Annotated in this window: 16 protein-coding genes; 10 read left to right on the top strand and 6 right to left on the bottom strand. The window is 71.3% G+C overall.

The features are described from left to right. Nucleotides 1-1731: a hypothetical protein gene (locus tag ACIBN2_RS32210; protein WP_399139688.1), complete on the top strand. Its 1731-nt coding sequence runs from the start codon at nucleotides 1-3 to the stop codon at nucleotides 1729-1731. A 70-nt stretch (nucleotides 1732-1801) separates the two neighbouring features. Beyond that, nucleotides 1802-3634, top strand: a complete 1833-nt coding sequence (locus ACIBN2_RS32215) for a hypothetical protein (RefSeq protein WP_399139690.1) — start codon at nucleotides 1802-1804, stop codon at nucleotides 3632-3634. Here the strand turns inward: ACIBN2_RS32215 and ACIBN2_RS32220 are convergent. After that, nucleotides 3624-4277, bottom strand: coding sequence for a nucleoside/nucleotide kinase family protein (locus ACIBN2_RS32220; RefSeq protein ID WP_399139692.1), 654 nt, complete (start codon nucleotides 4275-4277; stop codon nucleotides 3624-3626). The two genes, ACIBN2_RS32215 and ACIBN2_RS32220, sit on opposite strands and share 11 nt — an antisense overlap. Before the next feature lie 103 nt (nucleotides 4278-4380). Between ACIBN2_RS32220 and ACIBN2_RS32225 the strand changes: the two genes are divergently transcribed. The 5 genes from ACIBN2_RS32225 to ACIBN2_RS32245 all read left to right on the top strand — a co-directional run bounded on the left by ACIBN2_RS32225 (nucleotide 4381) and on the right by ACIBN2_RS32245 (nucleotide 10105). Next, complete coding sequence (locus ACIBN2_RS32225) at nucleotides 4381-4776, top strand: YybH family protein (RefSeq protein WP_399139694.1); 396 nt, start codon at nucleotides 4381-4383, stop codon at nucleotides 4774-4776. 56 nt (nucleotides 4777-4832) lie between these two features. Continuing rightward, a complete protein-coding gene (locus ACIBN2_RS32230; RefSeq protein WP_399139695.1) occupies nucleotides 4833-5573 on the top strand; it encodes an HAD family hydrolase in 741 nt (246 codons plus the stop codon). Beyond that, complete coding sequence (locus tag ACIBN2_RS32235) at nucleotides 5570-7912, top strand: glycoside hydrolase family 65 protein (protein ID WP_399139697.1); 2343 nt, start codon at nucleotides 5570-5572, stop codon at nucleotides 7910-7912. Before ACIBN2_RS32230 ends, ACIBN2_RS32235 begins: the two co-directional genes overlap by 4 nt. Nucleotides 7913-8004: 92 nt before the next feature. Then, nucleotides 8005-8859, top strand: coding sequence for a proteasome subunit beta (prcB, locus tag ACIBN2_RS32240; protein ID WP_399139699.1), 855 nt, complete (start codon nucleotides 8005-8007; stop codon nucleotides 8857-8859). A gap of 91 nt (nucleotides 8860-8950) precedes the next feature. Further along, nucleotides 8951-10105: a HoxN/HupN/NixA family nickel/cobalt transporter gene (locus tag ACIBN2_RS32245; protein ID WP_399139701.1), complete on the top strand. Its 1155-nt coding sequence runs from the start codon at nucleotides 8951-8953 to the stop codon at nucleotides 10103-10105. A 13-nt stretch (nucleotides 10106-10118) separates the two neighbouring features. Here ACIBN2_RS32245 and ACIBN2_RS32250 read toward each other — a convergent pair whose 3' ends face one another. Continuing rightward, entirely contained in the window at nucleotides 10119-11072 is a 954-nt protein-coding gene (locus tag ACIBN2_RS32250) for a hypothetical protein (RefSeq protein WP_399139702.1), read from the bottom strand. 11 nt (nucleotides 11073-11083) lie between these two features. Further along, nucleotides 11084-12556 (bottom strand): APC family permease, encoded by a 1473-nt coding sequence (locus tag ACIBN2_RS32255; RefSeq protein WP_399139704.1) that lies wholly within the window; start codon nucleotides 12554-12556, stop codon nucleotides 11084-11086. Nucleotides 12557-12888: 332 nt separating this feature from the next. On the opposite strand from ACIBN2_RS32255, the gene ACIBN2_RS32260 reads away from it, so the two are divergent. Then, nucleotides 12889-13392: a DUF5709 domain-containing protein gene (locus tag ACIBN2_RS32260; protein WP_399139706.1), complete on the top strand. Its 504-nt coding sequence runs from the start codon at nucleotides 12889-12891 to the stop codon at nucleotides 13390-13392. A gap of 18 nt (nucleotides 13393-13410) precedes the next feature. On the opposite strand, the gene sthA is transcribed toward ACIBN2_RS32260, so the two are convergent. Continuing rightward, nucleotides 13411-14814: a Si-specific NAD(P)(+) transhydrogenase gene (sthA, locus tag ACIBN2_RS32265; protein ID WP_399139708.1), complete on the bottom strand. Its 1404-nt coding sequence runs from the start codon at nucleotides 14812-14814 to the stop codon at nucleotides 13411-13413. 162 nt (nucleotides 14815-14976) lie between these two features. On the opposite strand from sthA, the gene ACIBN2_RS32270 reads away from it, so the two are divergent. Continuing rightward, nucleotides 14977-16107 (top strand): sulfite oxidase, encoded by a 1131-nt coding sequence (locus tag ACIBN2_RS32270; protein WP_399139709.1) that lies wholly within the window; start codon nucleotides 14977-14979, stop codon nucleotides 16105-16107. 33 nt (nucleotides 16108-16140) lie between these two features. Here ACIBN2_RS32270 and ACIBN2_RS32275 read toward each other — a convergent pair whose 3' ends face one another. Beyond that, complete coding sequence (locus ACIBN2_RS32275; protein WP_399140230.1) at nucleotides 16141-16347, bottom strand: hypothetical protein; 207 nt, start codon at nucleotides 16345-16347, stop codon at nucleotides 16141-16143. Nucleotides 16348-16572: 225 nt separating this feature from the next. Between ACIBN2_RS32275 and ACIBN2_RS32280 the strand changes: the two genes are divergently transcribed. Further along, nucleotides 16573-18837, top strand: coding sequence for an MMPL family transporter (locus tag ACIBN2_RS32280; protein ID WP_399139710.1), 2265 nt, complete (start codon nucleotides 16573-16575; stop codon nucleotides 18835-18837). Here ACIBN2_RS32280 and ACIBN2_RS32285 read toward each other — a convergent pair. Next, complete coding sequence (locus ACIBN2_RS32285; protein WP_399139711.1) at nucleotides 18809-19918, bottom strand: PP2C family protein-serine/threonine phosphatase; 1110 nt, start codon at nucleotides 19916-19918, stop codon at nucleotides 18809-18811. The genes ACIBN2_RS32280 and ACIBN2_RS32285 overlap by 29 nt on opposite strands. Nucleotides 19919-19941: the final 23 nt, after the last annotated feature.

The following is a 19941-nucleotide window of genomic DNA, read 5'->3' on the forward strand; positions in this document are numbered from 1 at the left end:
GTGCCCACCCCGCTCGACCACGAGTTCGACCACGAGTTCGTCCGCGCGGTGGCCCGCGCCGCCGACCGGTGGGCCGCCCCGCCGGCGGCCCGCCCCGACGAGGAACCCGCCGGCCTGACCCACCGCGCTCTGGCACGCAGGGTGAAGACCCTGGTCGCGGCGTACCGTTCCCCGCACTCGGCACTGCACGGCAGCGGACAGGCCGTCGCCGCCGCGATGACCCACCTCCGCGCCCTCCGGGCCGCGCAGACCCCCACCGGCCTCTTCGGCGGCGGCGACAACGTGCAGTCACCGCCGGATTCCGCGTTCACCGTCAACGACGTGTGCGACGCGCACGTCATCGCCGCCGGGGCGGGGCCCGAACTGCGCGACGTCACGGCCGCGCTCGCCGAGATCGCCGGCGCCGCCTCCGGCAGTCTCCTGACCGGCGGGGTGCACACCCCGAACCACCGCTGGGAGCTGTGCGCGGCGCTGGCCCGGCTGCACCGGTCCTTCCCCGACGACCGGCTGCTCGACCGCGTTGCGGAATGGCTCGCCGAGGGCGTCGACATCGACGCGGAGGGCCTCTACTCGGAACGCAGCGCCAACTACGCGGCCCACGTGTCCAACCCGTCGCTGCTGCTGCTGGCCGACGTGCTCGGCCGCGCCGACCTGCGGGACGCCGTTGAACGCAACCTCACCTCGACCCTCGACCTCATCAGGCCGGACGGCACGGTGGAGACCGTCCACTCGCGACGGCAGGACCAGAACCACCCGTTTCCGCTGGCGCCCTTTCTGCCGCACTTCCGTCTGCTCGCGATCCGCACCGGCCGGGGCGACCTCAGCCGGGCGGCACGGCTGGCGGCCGCCGGCGGCATCGACGACCCCGGCCTGCTCGCCGAGACCCTCCTCACCCCGGACCTGTGCCGAGTGCTGCCGGCCTCGGCGCCGGAACCCCTTCCCCGCGACCGTTACATCACCACGGCGCGCCTCGCCACACGTGCCTCCACCATCGCGCACAGCGTCCTGTACGGCGGCTCCGACGTGCCCGAGCACCGGCGCATCCGCTCGGGCCTCGCCTGCAATCCCACCTTCCTGCGGCTGTTCGCCGGGGACGCGGTCCTCGACGCGGTCCGCCTCTCGCGGGACTTCTTCGACCTGGGCCCGTTCCGCGCCGCCGACATGCACCAAATCGCCGACACCCGCTACCGGCTCACCGAAACCCTCACGGCCGCCTACTACCAGCCGCTCCCGCCGGGCCGGCGCCGGGACGACGGCGCCTACCGTATGGCGGACGAGGGACGGTTCTCGGCCGCGATGGCCTTCCCGGACCGGCCGAGGGACGAGGTCTCCCACACGACCCGCGTCGAGGTGGAGCTGAGGGAGGACGGTGCCGACCTGCGGATCGAGCTCGGCGGACCACGGGTGCCCTGGGCCCTGGAACTGACCTTCAGGCAGGGCGGCGTGCCGGAGGGCGCCGTAGCGATCGGCGACGGGCGCTGGTGCCTGACGACCGGGCCGATGACCTATCGGCTCGGTGACGACGAGATCCGGGTCGAGGCCGCCGTCGAGGCAGGCGAACCGCTTGCCGGTCCGGAGCGGAGCGACGTATTGCGGTACGACCCGGGCCAGGACTACACGGTGGTGGGCGGCACCGACGCGACGACCGGGAACCGTGTCTACCTCGGTGGACACGGCCCGCACACACTGACCGTCGCACTGCGCGCCCACCGGCCCGCACCTGCCGTGTGACCCCGACGACCCACGCCAAGGCCATCTCCGGCATGAAGGGCTGATCCCCGTGCACCTCACGTCCCCTCCCGTGCACCTCCTCCATCAGCGCGGCCCGCTGCACGACCTGCCGGACAGCCCCGAGGACTACGACGCCGTCCTCGCCGGCGTCGTCGAGGAGGCACTGCGGCGGATGACGCCGGAGGGCAACCTCGAACACCCCGACTGCGCCGACGACATCGGCGACACCTCCCTCGGCCTCACGTCCCTCCTGCTGCTCGCCCAGCAGCGGACCGAGGACCCGCGGCTGCCGGAGGCGGTGCACCGCAGCCTCGCCTTCCATCTGCGCGAGCGCGTCTACACCGAGGACAACCCCGGCTACCCGAACCTGCGGCTCGTCAACTCCGGTTTTCCGTACGCCCGTTACGTCCTCACGGCGGGCGCCCACCCCATCGGCGACTGGCCGAGCACGGTGTGGGCGCTGCTCCAGGCGGTCAATATCCTCGACGCACCGGACGACCTCGTCGACGCGGAGCAGCGCGCCCAACTGCTCGACGTGGCACGGGGCTACTGGCGCTGGCTGACCGAGGCCACCTTCTTCAACCCACAGGAAGCCGGCAACCAGGCCATCGGCTGCATCGTCGGCGGCCTGATGCTGGCCCGCCATCTTCCGCCGCAGGAACGGGAGTCGGTCCGCTCACGGGCGCTCGGCCTGTACGCCGAGAAGATCCGCGCCCACCGGGTGCACGACCGGGGTGCCCTGCTGCCCCCGGAGCACCGCGGCGCGTACGACAACAACTACGGCCCGATCTCGCTCTCCTTCCTCGCCCAGGCCCACCGGGTCAGCGGCGAGGAGATGTTCGCCGAGGACGGCGACGTGCTCGCCCGCTACCTCGACGCCCGCCTCACGAACGGCGGCTTCGACAACGGCGGCCCCCGCTACAGCGAGCAGCACTCCGGCTTCGAGTCGGTGCTCGGCCTGCGCTACTTCGGCCGCCGTATCGGCTCCGACCTCGGCCGCTACCGGGGCGACACCCGCTGGGCACGTCACGCGGTCAAGCCCGACGGCGGGGTCGACGGCCACTTCGCCTGGATGCTGGTCTGGCAGATCCAGGACCCCACGCGCTGGCACCGCACCCCGTCGGCCGAGCCGGCGCGCCACCAACTCCGGTCGGGAACCGTCTCGGTGGCCTTCGACGACCGTATGACTCCCTCCGTCGTCGAGGCGGCCGGCACCTACTACCTGCCCGCGGCCGTGAACCGCCAGCACGGCTTCGGACCCGTGCTGGACGGGTTCGTGTTCTGCCGCCCCATGGGCGAGGTCCGGGTCCGCGACCTGCGCACCGGCGGGCTGACGGCGAAGCTGGTGACCAAGCCGGTGGTCGGCCGCGACCACGTCCTGCGGCACGTGCGGTCCCTCTACGTCACCGACGGCGCAAGCCTGTGGACGACGGTCGCCGTCGAACGGCTGCCGGGAGACCCCTACTTGCTCGCCGGCCTGCCGTACGCGGCCGACGACGGCGACCGGGTGCGCCGGACGGCCGAGGGCGCGGTGGCGTCGGCGGGCGCCCTGCGGCTGACCCACCCCGAGGCGCGGGGCGCGGAGCACTTCGACGCCCGCTGTGAACTCACCCAGGAACAGGCGGCGTTCGCACTCGCCGCCGACCCGCGCGGCTACGGCAACCCCGACGAGGGCTGGCGCCACCTGGTCAGCTCCACCGCCCTGGAGGCGGGCCCGATCCCGGACGCGCCGGACGATCTGCACGTGTTCGCCGTACGGTACGGCTCCACGGGGCCGCTCACGGTGTCGGTGGAACGGGCGGGGGACCAACTGACCGTCCGAACCGCCGCCTTCACCGCGGTGATCGGCGCCGACGGCAAGCGGGGGGAGCCGGAGTTGACGGTGCGCGCGGTCAGTACGTGAGGGCCAGGTCGCCCATCGGCACCGTCAAGTCCGCCCGTTCGCGGGCCGCGGCGACCAGTTCGGCGTTGCGCTGGTCGCTGCGCATCACCCACTCGACCGCCTCCTCGTGCCCCTTGCCGAACCGCTCGTGCCGGGCGACCAGCCGGCGCAGCCGCTCCTCCTCGTCCAGCTCGCAGAACCACACCTCGTCCAGCCGGCCGCGGACCCGCGGCCACACGCCCGACGCGAGCAGGAGGTAATTGCCCTCGGTCACCACCAGGCGGGCCGCCGGCGGCACGGCGACCGCTCCGGCGATCGGCTGCTCCAGCACCCGCTCGAAGCCGGGTGCGTACACCACATCGCCGTACTCGTCCTCGTGCAGACGCTGGAGCAGCGCCGCGTACCCGGCCGCGTCGAAGGTGTCGGGCGCGCCCTTGCGGTCCCGGCGGCCGAGCCGCTCCAGCTCGGCGTCGGCGAGGTGGAAGCCGTCCATGGGGACGTGCGCGACCCACGGCCGGCCGCTGCCGTTCAGCTCGCGCACCAGGTTCTCGGCGAGCGTCGTCTTGCCCGCGCCCGGGCTGCCGGCGATGCCGAGGACCGCGCGCCGCCCGTCGCGGGGCAGAGCGCGGGCACGGCCGAGGAGATCGTCGAAAGTCAGCGGCACAGGGCAGAGTGTGTCACCCGGCCGGTTGAGCGATGAACCATGGTGCGTCGGGGAGTCGTCCCTGTACAGGGGACATCTCCCCGGTGAGGGAAGGAGCGCTGCCGTGCCCGACGACGCAGCACAGATCCGCACACTGGTCGAGAGGTGGGCCGAAGCCGTCCACCGCGGCGACCTCGACGCGGTCCTCGCCGACCACGCCGAGGACATCGTCATGTACGACGTCCCACCACCGCACGAGGGCCTGCACGGCCTCGCCGCCTACCGCGCGACCTGGCCGCCGTTCTTCCAGTGGCAGTCCCAGGGCGCCTGCTTCGACATCGAGACCCTCGACGTCACCGCCGGCACCGACGTCGCCTACGCGCACGCCCTGCTGCGCTGCGGGACACCCGAGGAACTGGCCGAACGCCCCACCCTGCGCCTGCGGCTGACCCTCGGTCTTCGCAAGGAGCGAAACCGCTGGCTGGTCGCCCACGAACACCACTCCTTCCCGCACGACTGACACGTGTGGCGGGTGTCACGATGTTGAACGACCGTCCTGAGGGGAACCGGTCCGGTATGACGCAGCTCGGTCTTCCCGAATCCATCCAGGCCTGCCTCTTCGACCTCGACGGGGTCGTGACCAGGACGGCCGTCGTGCACGCGGCCGCCTGGAAGGAGACGTTCGACGCTTTCCTGCGCGAGCGAGACGGCGAGGACTTCCGGCCCTTCGACTCCGCCGCCGACTACGACGAGTACGTCGACGGGCGCCCCCGCGCGGACGGCGTCCGCACCTTCCTCGCCTCCCGCGGCATCGAACTGCCCGAGGGCAAGCCTGACGACCCGCCGGACGCGGCGACGGTGAACGGGGTCGGCAACCGCAAGAACGCACTGGTCCTGGAGAAGATCCGCACCGATGGCGTCGAGGCGTACGACGGCACCATGCGCTACATCCAGGCCGTACGGGCACAGGGGCTGCGCACCGCGATCGTCTCCTCCAGCGCCAACACCCGGGACGTGCTCCGCTCGATCAGGGCGGAGCAGCTCTTCGACGTGCGGATCGACGGTGTCGTGGCCGCCGAGCGGGGGCTGCCCGGCAAGCCGCACCCCGACACCTTCCTCGCGGCGGCACGGGACCTCGACGTCGAACCGTCCCGGGCGGCCGTCTTCGAGGACGCCCTGGCGGGGATGGACGCGGGCCGCTCCGGCCGCTTCGGCTACGTCGTCGGCCTCGATCGGGTCGGCCAGACCGACGCGCTGTACGCGCACGGTGCCGACATCGTGGTCAAGGACCTCGACGAGCTGGGGGACCGCTCGTGATCACCCACGGGTCGTACACCGTCGAACCCTGGGCCGTGCGCGAGACGCGGCTCGACCTGGACGTCCTCGCGCAGAGCGAGTCGGTCTTCGCGCTCTCCAACGGCCACGTCGGCTGGCGCGGCAACCTCGACGAGGGCGAACCGCACGGCCTGCCGGGCTCCTACCTGAGCGGCGTCCACGAGCTGCACCCGCTGCCCTACGCGGAGGCCGGCTACGGCTATCCCGAGTCCGGCCAGACCGTCATCAACGTCACCAACGGCAAGGTCCTGCGGCTGCTCGTCGACGACGAGCCCTTCGACCTGCGCTACGGCCGCCTGGTCTCCCACGAGAGGGTGCTCGACCTGCGGCGTGGCGTGCTGGAACGCACCTGCGAATGGACCTCACCCGCCGGAACCACCGTCCGCGTGCGCTCCACCCGCCTGGTCTCGCTCACCCAGCGGGCCATCGCCGCGATCGCCTACGAGGTGGAGGCCGTCGACAGCCGCTCCCGGGTGGTGATCCAGTCGGAACTGGTCGCCAACGAGAGCCTGCCCGGGGCGAACGGCGACCCGCGCGCGGCCCAGGCACTGAGTTCGCCGCTGGAGGCCGAGGAGGACGTCGCCGTCGGCCACCGGCTGCGCCTGGTGCACAGCACGAGGCGCAGCGGGCTGCGCGTGGCGGTGGCCGCCGACCACCAGGTCACCGGCCCCGAACGCACCACGATGAACAGCGAGAGCAACGTGGACGTGGCCCGGCTGACGGTCACCTCGGTGCTGGAACCCGGCGAGACCCTGCGCGTGGAGAAGATGGTCGCCCACGGCTGGTCCGCCGCCCGCTCGCGGCCCGCGATGAGCGACCAGGTCGAGGCGGCGCTGGCGGCGGCCGGGCACAGCGGCTGGGACGGCCTCCTGGAGGACCAGCGTGCCTACCTCGACGACTTCTGGGCGCGCGCGGACGTCGAGGTCGACGGCGACGAGGAAGTCCAGCAGGCCGTCCGCTTCGCCCTCTTCCACGTCCTGCAGGCGGGCGCCCGCGCCGAGCGGCGCGCGATCCCCGCGAAGGGCCTGACCGGCTCCGGATACGACGGCCACGCCTTCTGGGACACCGAGACGTTCGTGCTGCCCCTGCTCACCTACACCGCGCCCGAGGCCGTCTGCGAGGCGCTGCGCTGGCGGCACAGCACCCTGGACGCCGCCCGGGAACGCGCGGCCCAACTCGGCCTGAGCGGCGCCGCGTTCCCCTGGCGCACCATCGAGGGCCAGGAGGGATCGGCGTACTGGCCGGCCGGCACCGCGGCCTTCCACATCAACGCCGCCGTCGCCGATGCCGTCATGCGGTACACGGAGGCCACCGGCGACACCCACTTCCTGCGCGAAGCGGGTGTCGAGCTGCTGGTGGAGACCGCCCGGCTGTGGCGCTCGCTCGGCCATCACGACCACTCCGGCACGTTCCACATCGACGGCGTCACCGGTCCTGACGAGTACAGCGCGATCGCCGACGACAACACGTACACCAACCTCATGGCCCGCTCGAACCTGCTGGCCGCGGCCGACGTCTGCGAGCGCCACCCGGACCAGGCGGCGCGGCTCGGTGTCGACGACGAGGAGAGCGCGGCCTGGCGTGACGCCGCCGAGGCGATGCACATCCCGTACAACGACGAGCTCGGCGTGCACGAGCAGCACGCCGGATTCACCCGCTACCAGCGCTGGGACTTCGCCGGCACCGGCCCGGACCACTACCCGCTGATGCTGCACTACCCGTACTTCGACCTGTACCGCAAGCAGGTGATCAAGCAGGCCGACCTGGTGCTGGCGATGTACACCTGCGGCAGCTACTTCGACGACGAGCACATCGCACGCAACTTCGCCTACTACGAACCACTCACCGTCCGGGACTCCTCGCTCTCGGCGTGCGTACAGGCCGTCATCGCCGCCCAGGCCGGCCATATGCGCCTCGCCTACGACTACACGGCCGAGGCCGCCCTGATGGACCTGGCCGACCTGGAGCACAACACCCGCGACGGACTGCACATCGCGTCGCTGGCCGGCACCTGGATGGCCCTGGTCGCGGGCTTCGGCGGGCTGCGCCGCGACGGCGGCACCCTGAGCTTCGCGCCGCGCCTGCCGGAGAAGTTCAGCAGGCTGGCCTTCTCCCTTCAGGTCCTCGGCCGCCGGCTGCGCGTGGAGATCGGCCCGGACAAGGCCACCTACACCCTGCAGTCCGGATCACCGCTGACGATCCGCCACCACGGGGACCGGCTGACGCTGCACGGCGACGACCCGGCGGTCCGCGCCGTCCCGCGGTCGCCGTCCCGCCCGGCGCCCGCGCAGCCCCCGCACCGCACCCCCAACGCGCGCTGACGCGAACGCCCCCGCCGGACGGCGGGGGCGTTTCCCGCGGCCCCGCTTCAGGTAGGACTGAGGTTGTCGGTTCGACGCGGAGGGGGAGCGGCATGGCAGCGAGCGACTCGGACGGCCGGCCGGGGGCGGAGTTCTTCACTCCGGGAACCGCGTCCTTCACGGAGTTCCTGGCGGCGCACCGCCCCGAGCTGCTGCCCACCCGCCGCCCGTTCCCCGACGGCGTGCGCGCCCGTGACGGCCGGTTCCCGCACGGCACCACCGTGCTGGCCCTGGCCTATCGCGACGGCGTGATGATCGCGGGCGACCGCCGTGCCACGATGGGCAACCTCATCGCCCAGCGCGACCTGGAGAAGGTGCACCCCGCGGACGACCACACCGCCGTGGCCTTCGCCGGCTCCGTGGGCCTCGCGCTGGACATGGTGAAGCTGTACCAGGTCGAGCTGAAGCACTTCGAGAAGATCGAGGGCATCCCCATGACCCTCAACGCCAAGGCGCGGCGGCTGGCGGGCATGATCCGGCAGAACCTCGGCCAGGCGATGCAGGGCCTCGCCGTCGTACCGCTCCTCACCGGCTACGACACGTCGGCGCCGGAGGGGGAGAGGGGCCGTATCTTCAGCTTCGACGTCGTCGGCGGTCTCTACGAGAAGGCGGACTTCCACGCCGAGGGCTCCGGATCGCCGTACGCCCGGGGCGCGCTGAAGAAGCTGTTCCGCAAGGGCATGGACCGGCGCGAGGCGGCGCTGACCGCCCTCCAGGCGCTCTACGACGCGGCCGACGACGACTCCGCGACCGGCGGCCCGGACATCAACCGCCGGATCTTCCCGATCGTGTCCGTGATCACCGGGTACGGCTTCGAGCGGCTGTCCGAGCCGGAGACGGAGGAGCTGACCCGCGAGATGGTCGAGCAGCGCCACAGCCGCCCGAACGGGCCGAACGCAACCCCCTGACCAGCGGCTTTCGTGATCTTTCCGGTTCCATGACAAAGAGCTGTCACGGCCTTTACTGCACATGATGTGCAAGTAGGTGATGATGGCAGTTATGACGGCCACTCAAGACCCGCCCCTCGCCGCCCCGGCGCCCGCCGAGGTCTCCGCCTGGCGCCGCGCCCGCAGGTCGATCACACGGGAGGAGTGGACCAGGATCGGGGGAATGGCCGCCTTCGTGATCGCCCTGCACGTGATCGGCTGGTTCACGCTCGTCGGGATCGTCGCACCCGAGCACTACAGCATCGGCCAGAAGTCCTTCGGCATCGGCATCGGGGTCACCGCGTACACGCTCGGCATGCGGCACGCCTTCGACGCGGACCACATCGCGGCGATCGACAACACCACCCGCAAGCTGATGGGCGAGGGGCAGCGGCCGCTGTCGGTCGGCTTCTGGTTCTCGCTCGGGCACTCCAGCGTGGTCTTCGCCCTGGCGCTGCTGCTCTCCTTCGGCGTCAAGGCCGTGGCCGGACCGGTCCGTGACGACGGCTCCGAACTCCACGACGTCACCGGCCTGATCGGCACGACCGTCTCCGGGACCTTCCTCTACGTCATCGCGATCATCAACCTCGTGATCATGGCGGGGATCTGGAAGGTCTTCCGGCAGATGCGCTCCGGCCACTTCGACGAGGCCGCCCTCGAGGAGCAGCTGAACAAGCGCGGCTTCATGAACCGCCTCCTCGGCCGCCTGATGAAGTCGATCGACAGGCCCTGGCAGATGTACCCGCTCGGGCTGCTCTTCGGCCTCGGCTTCGACACCGCCACCGAGATCGCGCTGCTCGTCCTCGCCGGCTCCGGTGCCGCCTCCGGGCTTCCCTGGTACGCGATCCTGTGCCTGCCGGTCCTGTTCGCCGCCGGGATGTCGCTCCTGGACACCATCGACGGCTCGTTCATGAACTTCGCCTACGGCTGGGCCTTCTCCAAGCCGGTCCGCAAGGTCTACTACAACCTCACGATCACCGGCCTCTCCGTCGCCGTCGCCCTGCTCATCGGCAGCGTCGAACTCCTCGGGCTGCTCGCCGGGAAGCTCGGTCTGCACGGCTTCTTCTGGGACTGGGTCGCCGGCCTCGACCTCAACACCGTCGGCTTCGTCATCGTCGGCCTGTTCTTCGCCACCTGGGCCGTGGCCCTGCTGGTGTGGAAGTTCGGCCGGATCGAGGAGAAGTGGACGGCGGACCTGGCCCCGGCCGCCGAGCAGCCCGCCGAGTAGGCCCGCCGTCCGCTCAGCCGCGCAACTTCAGCTCCTTGCGCGATTTCAGGATCTGCTGCTGCGGATCTCCCGTGTACGACCAGGGAGTTCGCGTGGCCCGCCGGCCCAGCATCCGCAGCAGAGGCCCCGCGACGTCCGTGACACCGCCCAGACAGGCGGCGTGCGCAAGGTAGTTGACGTCGCGCAGCTCGCCGGGGGCGATGCCGTTGTGCGTCCCGCCCATGATCCAGCGCTGCCAGGTCCGGCGTACGTCGCTGACGGCGCCGTCGTGGCTCCAGTGCTGCCCCAGGCCCACGGCGGAGCGGCTGCCGCGGGCCGCGTCGAGGGCGTAGCGGTACTCCTCCACCCGCGCGTACTGCACCAGCACCGGCAGCGCGCAGCCCGGGGGTGCCACGCCTGCCGCGTCGCGGGCGAAGTCGTACATCAGGCCGTGCGTGCCGTGCCAGCGCGCCGAGTAGTAGTGCAGGACCTGGAGATGGCCCTCCACGCTGTACGGGTCGCGCTGGTGCAACTCGTCCCACCAGCGCCCCAGTTCCTGCCGGCGCACCCCCGCGGAGTACAGCCGGGCCACCGAGATCAACGAGATCCACGGCGTCGGGTCGTCCAGGTAGGCTTCCGCGGCCAGCAGGCACGCCGTCACCGCCGCGTCGATGCGCCGCTGGTCGATCGGCACGCCCCGGCCCGCGGTGATGGCCATGTTGAACGCACGTGCCGTCTCGGTCGCTGCACGCAGCACCAGCGCGTCGCCGCTGCGGGGTTCGGCCGCCAGCCACGACTCCACCGTCGAACTGCCCGCGCAGGCCTGGGCGAGCAGCCGGACGCGATGTCCGCGGGCGAGCCAGTTGGGACCGGTGACCCGCAGCAGGTCCCGCAGTCCCTGCCAGCGCCCGATGACGATGTCGTGGCAGGCGTCGGTGAGGGCCGCGTCCCCGCAGTCCGGGTCGAAGTCGAATCTGTCGCGTGCCATCGGGGTCTCCCTCAGAAGTCGGTGGAGAGACCCTCGTGGACACGTGAGTTCGGGGCCGGCTGGTCGTCGGGCACGTACTCGGCCGCGACGGTCCTGGTGGCGTCCAGCCGGGCGGGCCGGTAGTAGTCGCTGCCCTGTTTCCAGTACCAGAGCATCGGGATCAGGCCGACGGCCAGCCCGCCGATGCCGATGGCGATCGCCGCCGGCTCGAGCTCGCTCAGTGACTCGACGAAGATCCAGAACATGAACACGGCGCCGAACAGCGGCCACAGCCCGCCGAGAAGGAAGTCGGCCGCCGACTTCAGCAGCATCTTGCGGTACGCGACGACCACCGCGAGTCCTGCGAGGCCGTAGTAGACGGCGATCTGCAGGCCGATCGCCGAGATCGCGTCGGACAGGATGTCGCCCACCGAGCCCAGGGCGTTGGAGGCGATGAACATCGCCAGTGCCACCCCGCCGACCACCGTGATCGCCACCCATGGTGTGTTCCATGTGCGGTGCACGCGGCCCAGCGCGGAGGGCATCGTACGGTCGCGGCCCATGGCGAACAGGGAGCGGGTGACCTGGATGAGGGTGGTCTCCAGCGTGGCGATGGTCGAGAGCATCACCGCCACGATCAGCAGCTTGCCGCCCCAGCCGGGCCAGATCTCCTCGCCGAGCGCGCCCAGCACGTTCGCGTCGTTCTCCTCGATCTGCCGCGAGCTGAGGACGACGTTCACCGCGATGGTGAACACCTCGAACAGCAGGAAGACGATGCCCACTCCGATCAGGCCCGCAAGTCCCGTCGTACGACGGCTGTTCCTGGTCTCCTCGCTGAGGTTGCTCGTGACGTCCCAGCCCCAGTAGTAGAAGGCCGCGACGAGGGCGCCCGAGGCGAAGCCCGCCATCCCATGGAAGTGGCTGAAGCCGAGCCAGGACCAGTCGAAGGTACCGGCGTTGCCGGTGTGGAACAGCGCGAGCACGGCGAACAGCGCCAGGATGGCGAGCTCGACGCCGGACATCAGGAGCTGGGCGCGCACGGTGAGACGGGCGCCGCCCAGCACGACGAGCAGCATGAGGACGAACCAGGCGGCGCCGACGACCGTCGACAGCGCGGTGTCGTCGGCGAGGCCCTCGTCGAAGAGGGAGAGGGTCATCGCACCGGCCGGCAGGGAGCCCGCCACCATGAAGATGGTCGCCGAGATCACCAGCGCCCAGCCGCTGATGAAGCCGAGAAAGGGATGGAGCGTGCGCCCCACCCACGAGTAACTGGCGCCCGCGTTCACGTCGATACGGCCGAGGTAGCTGAAAGCGAGCGCGATACCCAGCATGGGTATCGCGCAGTACAGGAGTGCGGCCGGGCTGGCCAGGCCCACCGCGCCGACGAGCACGGCCGTGGTGGCGGCGATGGAATAGGCCGGGGCGCTTCCGGCGACGGCCATCACCACGGTGTCGAACGTACCGAGGACATTGGCCTGCAGCCCTCTGCCCCTGATGTTGCTCATGTGCGCTGCTTTCCGTCTTGCACGACGTCAGGGACGGCGGCGGCCCGGACGACGTATGGGAGTGGGGGGTTGAACTCGCCCCGGGCGCACGAGGGTTGGCCTCGGGCCAGGGGCGGAGAACGGCATGGTGGAACCCGCACGGCCGGTGCGTTGCCGGGCAGTAACAGCGTGTGTGCGAGTGATGATAGCCCCCCACTCAGCGCATTCAAGATTGACCAGGGGGTAATCTCCCAGGCTGCCCGGGAGGGCCGGGGGTTGGACCGCGCGCAACGGGAAACGCGGATCGGGACACCGTACGAGAACGACTGAGCGAGCGCGCGAAGGAGACAGCCATGGGCAGCGAAGGCACGAGTCCCGAACCGATGGCCGACGACGCCTACCAGCCCACCGGAACCAACGAGGAGCAGGCGGACGCCGCGTCGCTCGATCTCCAGAACGCCATCGGCGAACGCTCCTACGACGACACCCTCGACGAGGGCTATTCGCCGCCCGAGAAGCCGCTCGGTGTCACCAGGCACGGCACCACGGCCGCCGAACAGCACGACGGCGAGACCCTCGACGAACGGCTCGCGGAGGAAGTCCCTGACGTGACACCGCCGCCGGGCGACGAGATCGGCGACCTGCCCCAGGGCGAGGGCGAACCCGTCGACCCCGAGGCCGGTACCGACCGCGCCGGCCGTCTGGTCGCCCCGGACGAGGGCGCCCACCCCGACACCACGAAGGAGTCCGTCGCCTTCGACGTGGGCATCGACGCCGGGGCCGCGGGCGCCGAGGAGGCGGCCGTCCATGTCGTGGCGGACGACACGGAGTTGCCCGACGCCGAGCAGGAACGCTGACGGCGCCGGGCCCGCACGTCAGTCCCCGATGTGGTCGATCTGCCGGAGTTTGTTGGTGGCGTCCAGGGCCGCGACCTTGTAGGACTCAGCCAGCGTCGGGTAGTTGAAGACCGCGTCGACGAGGTAGTCGACCGTTCCTCCGCAGCCCATCACGGTCTGCCCGATGTGGATCAGCTCGGTGGCGCCGGAGCCGAAACAGTGCACGCCGAGCAGCCTGCGGTCCTCGGGGGAGACCAGCAGCTTCAGCATGCCGTGCGAGTCGCCGACGATCTGGCCGCGCGCGAGTTCGCGGTAGCGGGAGATGCCCACCTCGAACGGCACGCTCTCATCGGTGAGTTGGTCCTCGGTCCGGCCGACGAAGCTGATCTCCGGAATGGTGTAGATGCCGATGGGCTGGAGGTCCTGCAGCCGGCCCACCGGCTCGCCGCAGGCGTGGTACGCCGCCGTCCGGCCTTGTTCCATCGACGTCGCCGCCAGCGCGGGGAAGCCGATCACGTCACCGACCGCGTAGATGTGCGGCACCTCGGTGCGGTAGTTCTCGTCGACGGCGATCCGGCCGCGCTTGTCGGCGGTCAACCCGGCCTTCTCCAGGTTGAGTTCGTCGGTCAGGCCCTGCCGGCCCGCCGAGTACATCACGGCGTCGGCCGGTATCTTCTTGCCGCTCTCCAGCACGGTGAGCGTGCCGCGCGGATGCCGCTCCACCGCCGCGACGGTCTCGCCGAACCGGAAGGTCACGGCGAGGTCCCGCAGGTGGTACTTGAGCGACTCGATGATCTCGACGTCGCACATGTCGAGCATTCCGGATCGCTTCTCGACCACCGTCACCTTGCTGCCCAGCGCGGCGAACATGGAGGCGTACTCCATGCCGATCACGCCGGCGCCGACGATGACCATGGAGCGCGGGACGTGTTCGAGGGCGAGGACGTTGTCGGAGTCCATGATCGTACGGCCGTCGAACTCCACGCTGTCCGGCCGGGCCGGCCGGGTGCCGGTGGCGATGACGACGTTCTCCGCACTGATCAGGCGCTCGTTGCCGGTGACCTCGCGCAGCGCGACCGTGTGGGGGTCCACGAAGCGGCCGGTGCCGGCGAAGAGGGAGACGTGGTTGCGGGAGAGCTGACTGCGGATGACGTCGACCTCGCGGCTAACCACGTGCTGGGTGCGCGCGGTCAGGTCGGCGACGGTGATGTCCTCCTTCAGCCGGTAGCTCTGCCCGTAGAGATCGCGCTGGGTGAGTCCGGTCAGGTACAGCACCGCCTCGCGCAGGGTCTTGGAGGGGATGGTGCCGGTATGGATGGAGACCCCGCCGACCATGTCGGGGCGGTCGACGACGGCGACCCGGCGGCCGAGTTTGGCCGCAGCGATGGCGGCCTTCTGGCCACCCGGGCCGGATCCGATCACAAGCATGTCGAAGTCGGGCACCTGCGGAGTCTGTCAGCCCGAAGGCACATCTCGAAAGGGTGAACGGGCAACGGCCGGGCAATGATCGGAAACTTCTTGATCGAACTCCCCTCGGCCGGACAGGAGTTGCCGTCCTCCGGCCGACAAGGTGCCGGCCCGGCCGCCCGGCGCGATAATGCGGCCATGGGCCATCGACTCGCCGACACGAGCGCCCCCGCCCGGCTGGCCGCCCCCGACGAGGGCATCGGCCAGGACGAACTGGCGCTGGCCACCCGCAACCACGGCATCCCGCTCGAGGCACTGCGCTACGACGTCACCCCGCCGGGACTGCACTACGTACTGACGCACTACGACATGCCCTACGTCCCCGAGGACGCGCCCTGGACGCTGACTGTCGGGGGCCGGGTCCGCCGCCCGCTGCACCTGGACCTGGCCGCACTGCGGTCGTATCCCCAGGTGACCACGCGCGTGACGCTGGAGTGCGCGGGCAACGGCCGGGCCCTGCTCACGCCCCGTCCGGTGAGCCAGCCCTGGCTCGTCGAGGCCGTCGGCACCGCGGAGTGGACAGGTGTCCCGCTGCGGTTGCTGCTCGCCGAGGCCGGCGTGGAGGAGGACGCCGTCGACGTCGTCTTCACCGGAGCCGACCACGGCGTGGAGCGCGGGGTGGAACAGGACTACCAGCGGTCCCTGCCGGTGGACGTGGCGACGGGCACCGAGCCCGAGGTGCTGGTGTCGTACGCGATGAACGGCGCTCCGCTGCCGCCGCAGCACGGCCACCCGCTGCGGCTGGTCGTGCCCGGCTGGTACGGCATGGCCCATGTGAAGTGGCTGCGCGAAGTCGCCGTCACCGACGCACAGTTCACGGGATTCCAGCAGACCGTGGCCTACCGGCTGCGGCAGGACCCCGCGGACGAGGGCGAGCCGGTCACCCGGATCGCGCCGCGCGCCCTGGTGGTCCCGCCCGGCTTCCCGGACTTCATGTCGCGGGCCCGGGTGGTGCGGCCCGGACCGGTGCCGCTGGAGGGGCGGGCCTGGTCGGGGCGGGCACCGGTGACCCGGGTCGAGGTGAGCACGGACGCGGGACGCAGCTGGCACGAGGCCGAGCTGGCACCCGACGCCGGACGGCGGTGGGCGTGGCGCCACTGGCGCTTCGACTGGACGGCGGTCGCCGGCGAGCACGTGCTGAGCGCGCGGGCCACCGACACCGAGGGGCTCACCCAGCCGCTGGACCAGCACTGGAACCGCGGCGGGTTCGCCAACAACCTGGTCCAGCAGGTGCCTGTGCTGTGCCTGGAGCCCGAGGGCACGGACTGAACCGGCGCCGGGCTCCAGGGGGAGAGGAAGCGGCTACGGCAGGAGTTTTTCGAGGGCGGCGGGGCCTTCCGCCTCCAGCTTGCGCCTGGCCCATTCGAGGCTGCGCGGGTTGATGTCCCTGCCGGTGGCAAGAACGAGGTCCTCCGGCGACACGACGGTGCCGGTACTGGTGTGGAGCAGGTCGTCCGGGGTGACGCGATCCTCGGACGGCCCGGACGCGTCGGGCTGTGGCGTCGGCATCATCTCTGCTCCTCGGGTCCGGAACGCTTCTGCTAACACCATTCAACGCCCTGGCGCCGCGTGCATCCGGAAGGGGGCCCGGTCCGAGATGCCGGGGCGAAAGAGCGGGCGTCTAATGAGAGAACACCTCGCCCGGACGGGAGATCGTCTCGCCGGGACCCGGCGCACGGCATTGCGAACGACGAGAGGGCGCCGACCTCTCGACCCGCAGAGAAGGCCGAGGCCATGGCACCGACCCGCAACGAGCCGGGGGCATCGGGTACCGCAGCCGGAGGTGTGCTCCGACGGCTCGGACAATGGTGTGCCCGTCATTTCGTGATCGTCATCATCGCCTGGCTGGTCGCCCTCGTGGCGCTCCAGTTCCTCAACAGGTCCTTCGGCGGTGAGTACTCCGACAACTTCTCCCTGTCGGGCGTGCAGTCCCAGCAGGGGCTGAACGTGCTGAAGAAGCACGACCCCGCGGCCGGCGGCTACAGCAGCCAGATCGTGATGCACGACGGACAGAAATCCCTGACCGGGCTCGGCTCGCAGATGTCCACCACCATCGGTGACCTGCAGAAGCTGCCGCACGTGCTGTCCGCCCAGAACCCGCTGTCCACGCCCGCCTCGAAGGTCGGGCCCCTCTCCTCCGACGGCAAGACCGCCTACATCACCGTCCGCTTCGACGTCCAGCCCTCGACGCTCGGCGACTCCTATCTGAACGGTGTGGACAAGGCCGTGCAGCCGCTGCGTTCGGCCGGAGCGCAGGTCGAGTACGGCGGACCGCTCGGTGAACTGGCCCGGCCCGCCGCCGACGACCGCGTCAGCGAGCTCATCGGCTTCGGCGTGGCCATCGTCGTCCTGCTGATCGGCTTCGGCAGCGTGATCGCCGCCGGGCTCCCCCTGCTGACGGCGCTCGTGGGAGCGGTCGGCGGGCTCGCGATCCTCGGCCTGTTCGCCGCCGCCTTCACCTTCGCCACCGTCTCGCCGACCCTGGCCACGATGATCGGCCTCGGCGTCGGTATCGACTACGCCCTGTTCCTGATCACCCGGCACCGGCAGAACCTCATGGACGGCGCCGATCCCGTGCACTCCGCGGGCCATGCCACCGCCACCAGCGGGCGGGCGGTCCTCGTCTCCGGCACCACGGTCATCATCGCCCTCGCGGGCCTGTACGCCTCCGGCGTCTCCTTCATCGGCAAGCTCGGCCTCGCCGCCGCGATGACGGTCGTCACGGCGGTGCTCGGAGCGCTGACCCTGGTCCCGGCCCTGCTGGGGCTGATCGGCCGGCACATCGACCGCCTCCACGTGCGCAAGCCCGTCGCGGAGACCGACGCCGCGCCGGGCGCGGCACCGCAGGGCACCTGGCACCGCTACGCGCAGCGTGTGGAGCGCAGGCCCTGGCAGTTCCTTGCGGCAGGCGTCACGATCGTCGTCGTCCTCGCGATCCCGGTGCTCTCCATCCAGCTCGGGCACATCGGCGACGGCGCCGACCCCACGTCCTTCACCGACCGGCGCGCCTACGACCTGATGACCACCGCCTTCGGCCCCGGCTCCAACGGCCCGCTGACCGTCGTCATCGACCAGACCGCCGTACCGTCCTCCCAGCGCTCCGACCTCTCCGCCCAGGCGCAGAAGACCCTCAACGGGGTCGCCGGCGCCTCCACCGTCACCCAGCTGACGCCGACGAGCGACGGCGACGTCCTGATCGGCACGGTCTACTCGGAGCAGTCACCGCAGAGCGCCACCACCACGAACCTGGTGAACGGCCTGGTCCACACCACGCTCCCGGACGCGGTCTCCGGCACGGACGCCAAGGGTTACGTCACCGGCACGACGGCGGCCCAGGTCGACTTCCGGGACATCGTGGCGAGCCGGCTGCCGCTGATCATCGGCGTCGTGGTCGGCCTCGCCTTCCTGATCATCCTCGCCGTCTTCCGCGGCCTGCTCGTGGCCGTCAAGGCGGCCGTCCTCAACGTCCTGTCGATCGGGGCCTCGTACGGCGTCGTCGTGGCCGTCTTCCAATGGGGCTGGGGCGGGCCCGCACTGGGCGTCAACGGCAAGGTGCCCATCGAGAGCTATGTGCCGATGATGATGTTCGCGATCATCTTCGGACTGAGCATGGACTACGAGATCTTCCTGCTCTCCCGGGTCCACGAGGCGTGGCTGCGCACCGGCGACGCCAAGGCATCGGTCGCCCATGCCCTGGAGATCACGGCACGGGTGATCACCTGCGCGGCGCTGATCATGGTGAGTGTCTTCGCGGCGTTCGTCGTCAGCGACAACGTCGTGGTCAAGATGCTGGGGCTGGGCCTGGCGGTGAGCGTGCTGATCGACGCATCCGTCGTACGGCTGCTGATGGTCCCCGCAGTGATGACGCTGCTGGGGCCGCGCGCCTGGTGGACGCCGCGCTGGCTCGACAGGATCCTGCCGCACATCGACGCCGAGGGCGACAGCGAGCAGGCCGCCACCGAGGAGGATGTCAGCGGCCGTCCGGTGACCCGGAGGTGAGGACGAGCATCGTCACGTCGTCCACGACGGCGGGGCAGTACCGCACGAGATCCGTCCAGATCCGCTCGGCGAGCACCGCCGGGTCGGTGTCGGCCAGGGCCGCGAGGCGGGCGGGCAGCGGGTAGAAGGTGCCGTCGTCGTCCCTGGCCTCGCTGACGCCGTCCGAGGCCAGGAACAGACTGTGCCCGGGCTCCAGCCGCAGCGTGAGCCCGGTGGGCGGACCGCCGGCGGACAGGCCGAGCCCGAGCGGCGTCCATGCGGTGAGCTCGACCTCGGTGGCCTCCCGGCCGCGCAGCAGCAGGGGCGCCGGATGCCCGCAGGAGACCATCCGCACCGAGCGCGCGTCCGGGGAGAACTCCAGCAGCACGGCGGTCGCGAACAGTTCGGCGTACCGGGACGACGCGGAGTCGGCCAGCAGCCTGCGGTCGAGGCGGGCGGCGACCGACTCCAGGTCCGGCTGGTCGAGGACCGCTTCCCGGAAGGCCCCCAGCAGGGAGGCCACCGTGGAGATCGCCGACAGACCGTGCCCCTGGACGTCGCCGAGCACGGCCCGCACGCCGTACGGCCCCTCGCGCACGTCGAAGAAGTCGCCGCCCACCAGGGTCCCGCGCTGCGCGGCCCGGTACAGCCCGGCGCAGCGGACCGCGCCGACGCGTTCCGGCAGGGGCGGCACGACCGCGCGCTGCGCCGCCTCGGCGATGGTGCGCTCCAGGTCCAGCTGGGCGTCGCGGTGACTGCGCACGTACGACACGAACACGCTCAGCCCGGCCACGAAGAGGATGGTCAGCAGGTCGGTGTTGCCAGGGTTGTCGAACTGGAAGGCCGGCACGTTGAGCACGGCGACCACGGCGGCGCCGAGGACCGCGGTCGCCCACGGGCCGTACGACAGGACGGCCAGCGGCGGGATCGCTCCCAGCAGGAATCCGATGTCGAGCGGATCGGGACTGATCAGCGCCGCGGTGCACACGCCCGCGATCAGGACCACCGGAAGCGCCTTCACCCACCACGGCGGCGGAGCGCCCCGCAGCCAGCCCCGCCGGGTGCGGTCCCGGTGCGCTGACAGATCGGCCACCTTTCCCACACCCCCACGCTCCTACGGCGGGG

The organism is Streptomyces sp. NPDC050534 (assembly GCF_044457745.1).
In the GTDB taxonomy this organism is placed as follows: Bacteria; Actinomycetota; Actinomycetes; order Streptomycetales; family Streptomycetaceae; genus Streptomyces.

Bases quoted from the DNA above. Each gene is read 5' to 3' on its own strand.
- ACIBN2_RS32230 (WP_399139695.1), top strand. From the start codon at position 4,833: ATGACGCAGCTCGGTCTTCCCGAATCCATCCAGGCCTGCCTCTTCGAC.
- prcB (WP_399139699.1), top strand. From the start codon at position 8,005: ATGGCAGCGAGCGACTCGGACGGCCGGCCGGGGGCGGAGTTCTTCACT.
- ACIBN2_RS32245 (WP_399139701.1), top strand. From the start codon at position 8,951: ATGACGGCCACTCAAGACCCGCCCCTCGCCGCCCCGGCGCCCGCCGAG.
- ACIBN2_RS32250 (WP_399139702.1), bottom strand. From the start codon at position 11,072: ATGGCACGCGACAGATTCGACTTCGACCCGGACTGCGGGGACGCGGCC.
- ACIBN2_RS32255 (WP_399139704.1), bottom strand. From the start codon at position 12,556: ATGAGCAACATCAGGGGCAGAGGGCTGCAGGCCAATGTCCTCGGTACG.
- ACIBN2_RS32260 (WP_399139706.1), top strand. From the start codon at position 12,889: ATGGGCAGCGAAGGCACGAGTCCCGAACCGATGGCCGACGACGCCTAC.
- ACIBN2_RS32270 (WP_399139709.1), top strand. From the start codon at position 14,977: ATGGGCCATCGACTCGCCGACACGAGCGCCCCCGCCCGGCTGGCCGCC.
- ACIBN2_RS32275 (WP_399140230.1), bottom strand. From the start codon at position 16,347: ATGCCGACGCCACAGCCCGACGCGTCCGGGCCGTCCGAGGATCGCGTC.
- ACIBN2_RS32280 (WP_399139710.1), top strand. From the start codon at position 16,573: ATGGCACCGACCCGCAACGAGCCGGGGGCATCGGGTACCGCAGCCGGA.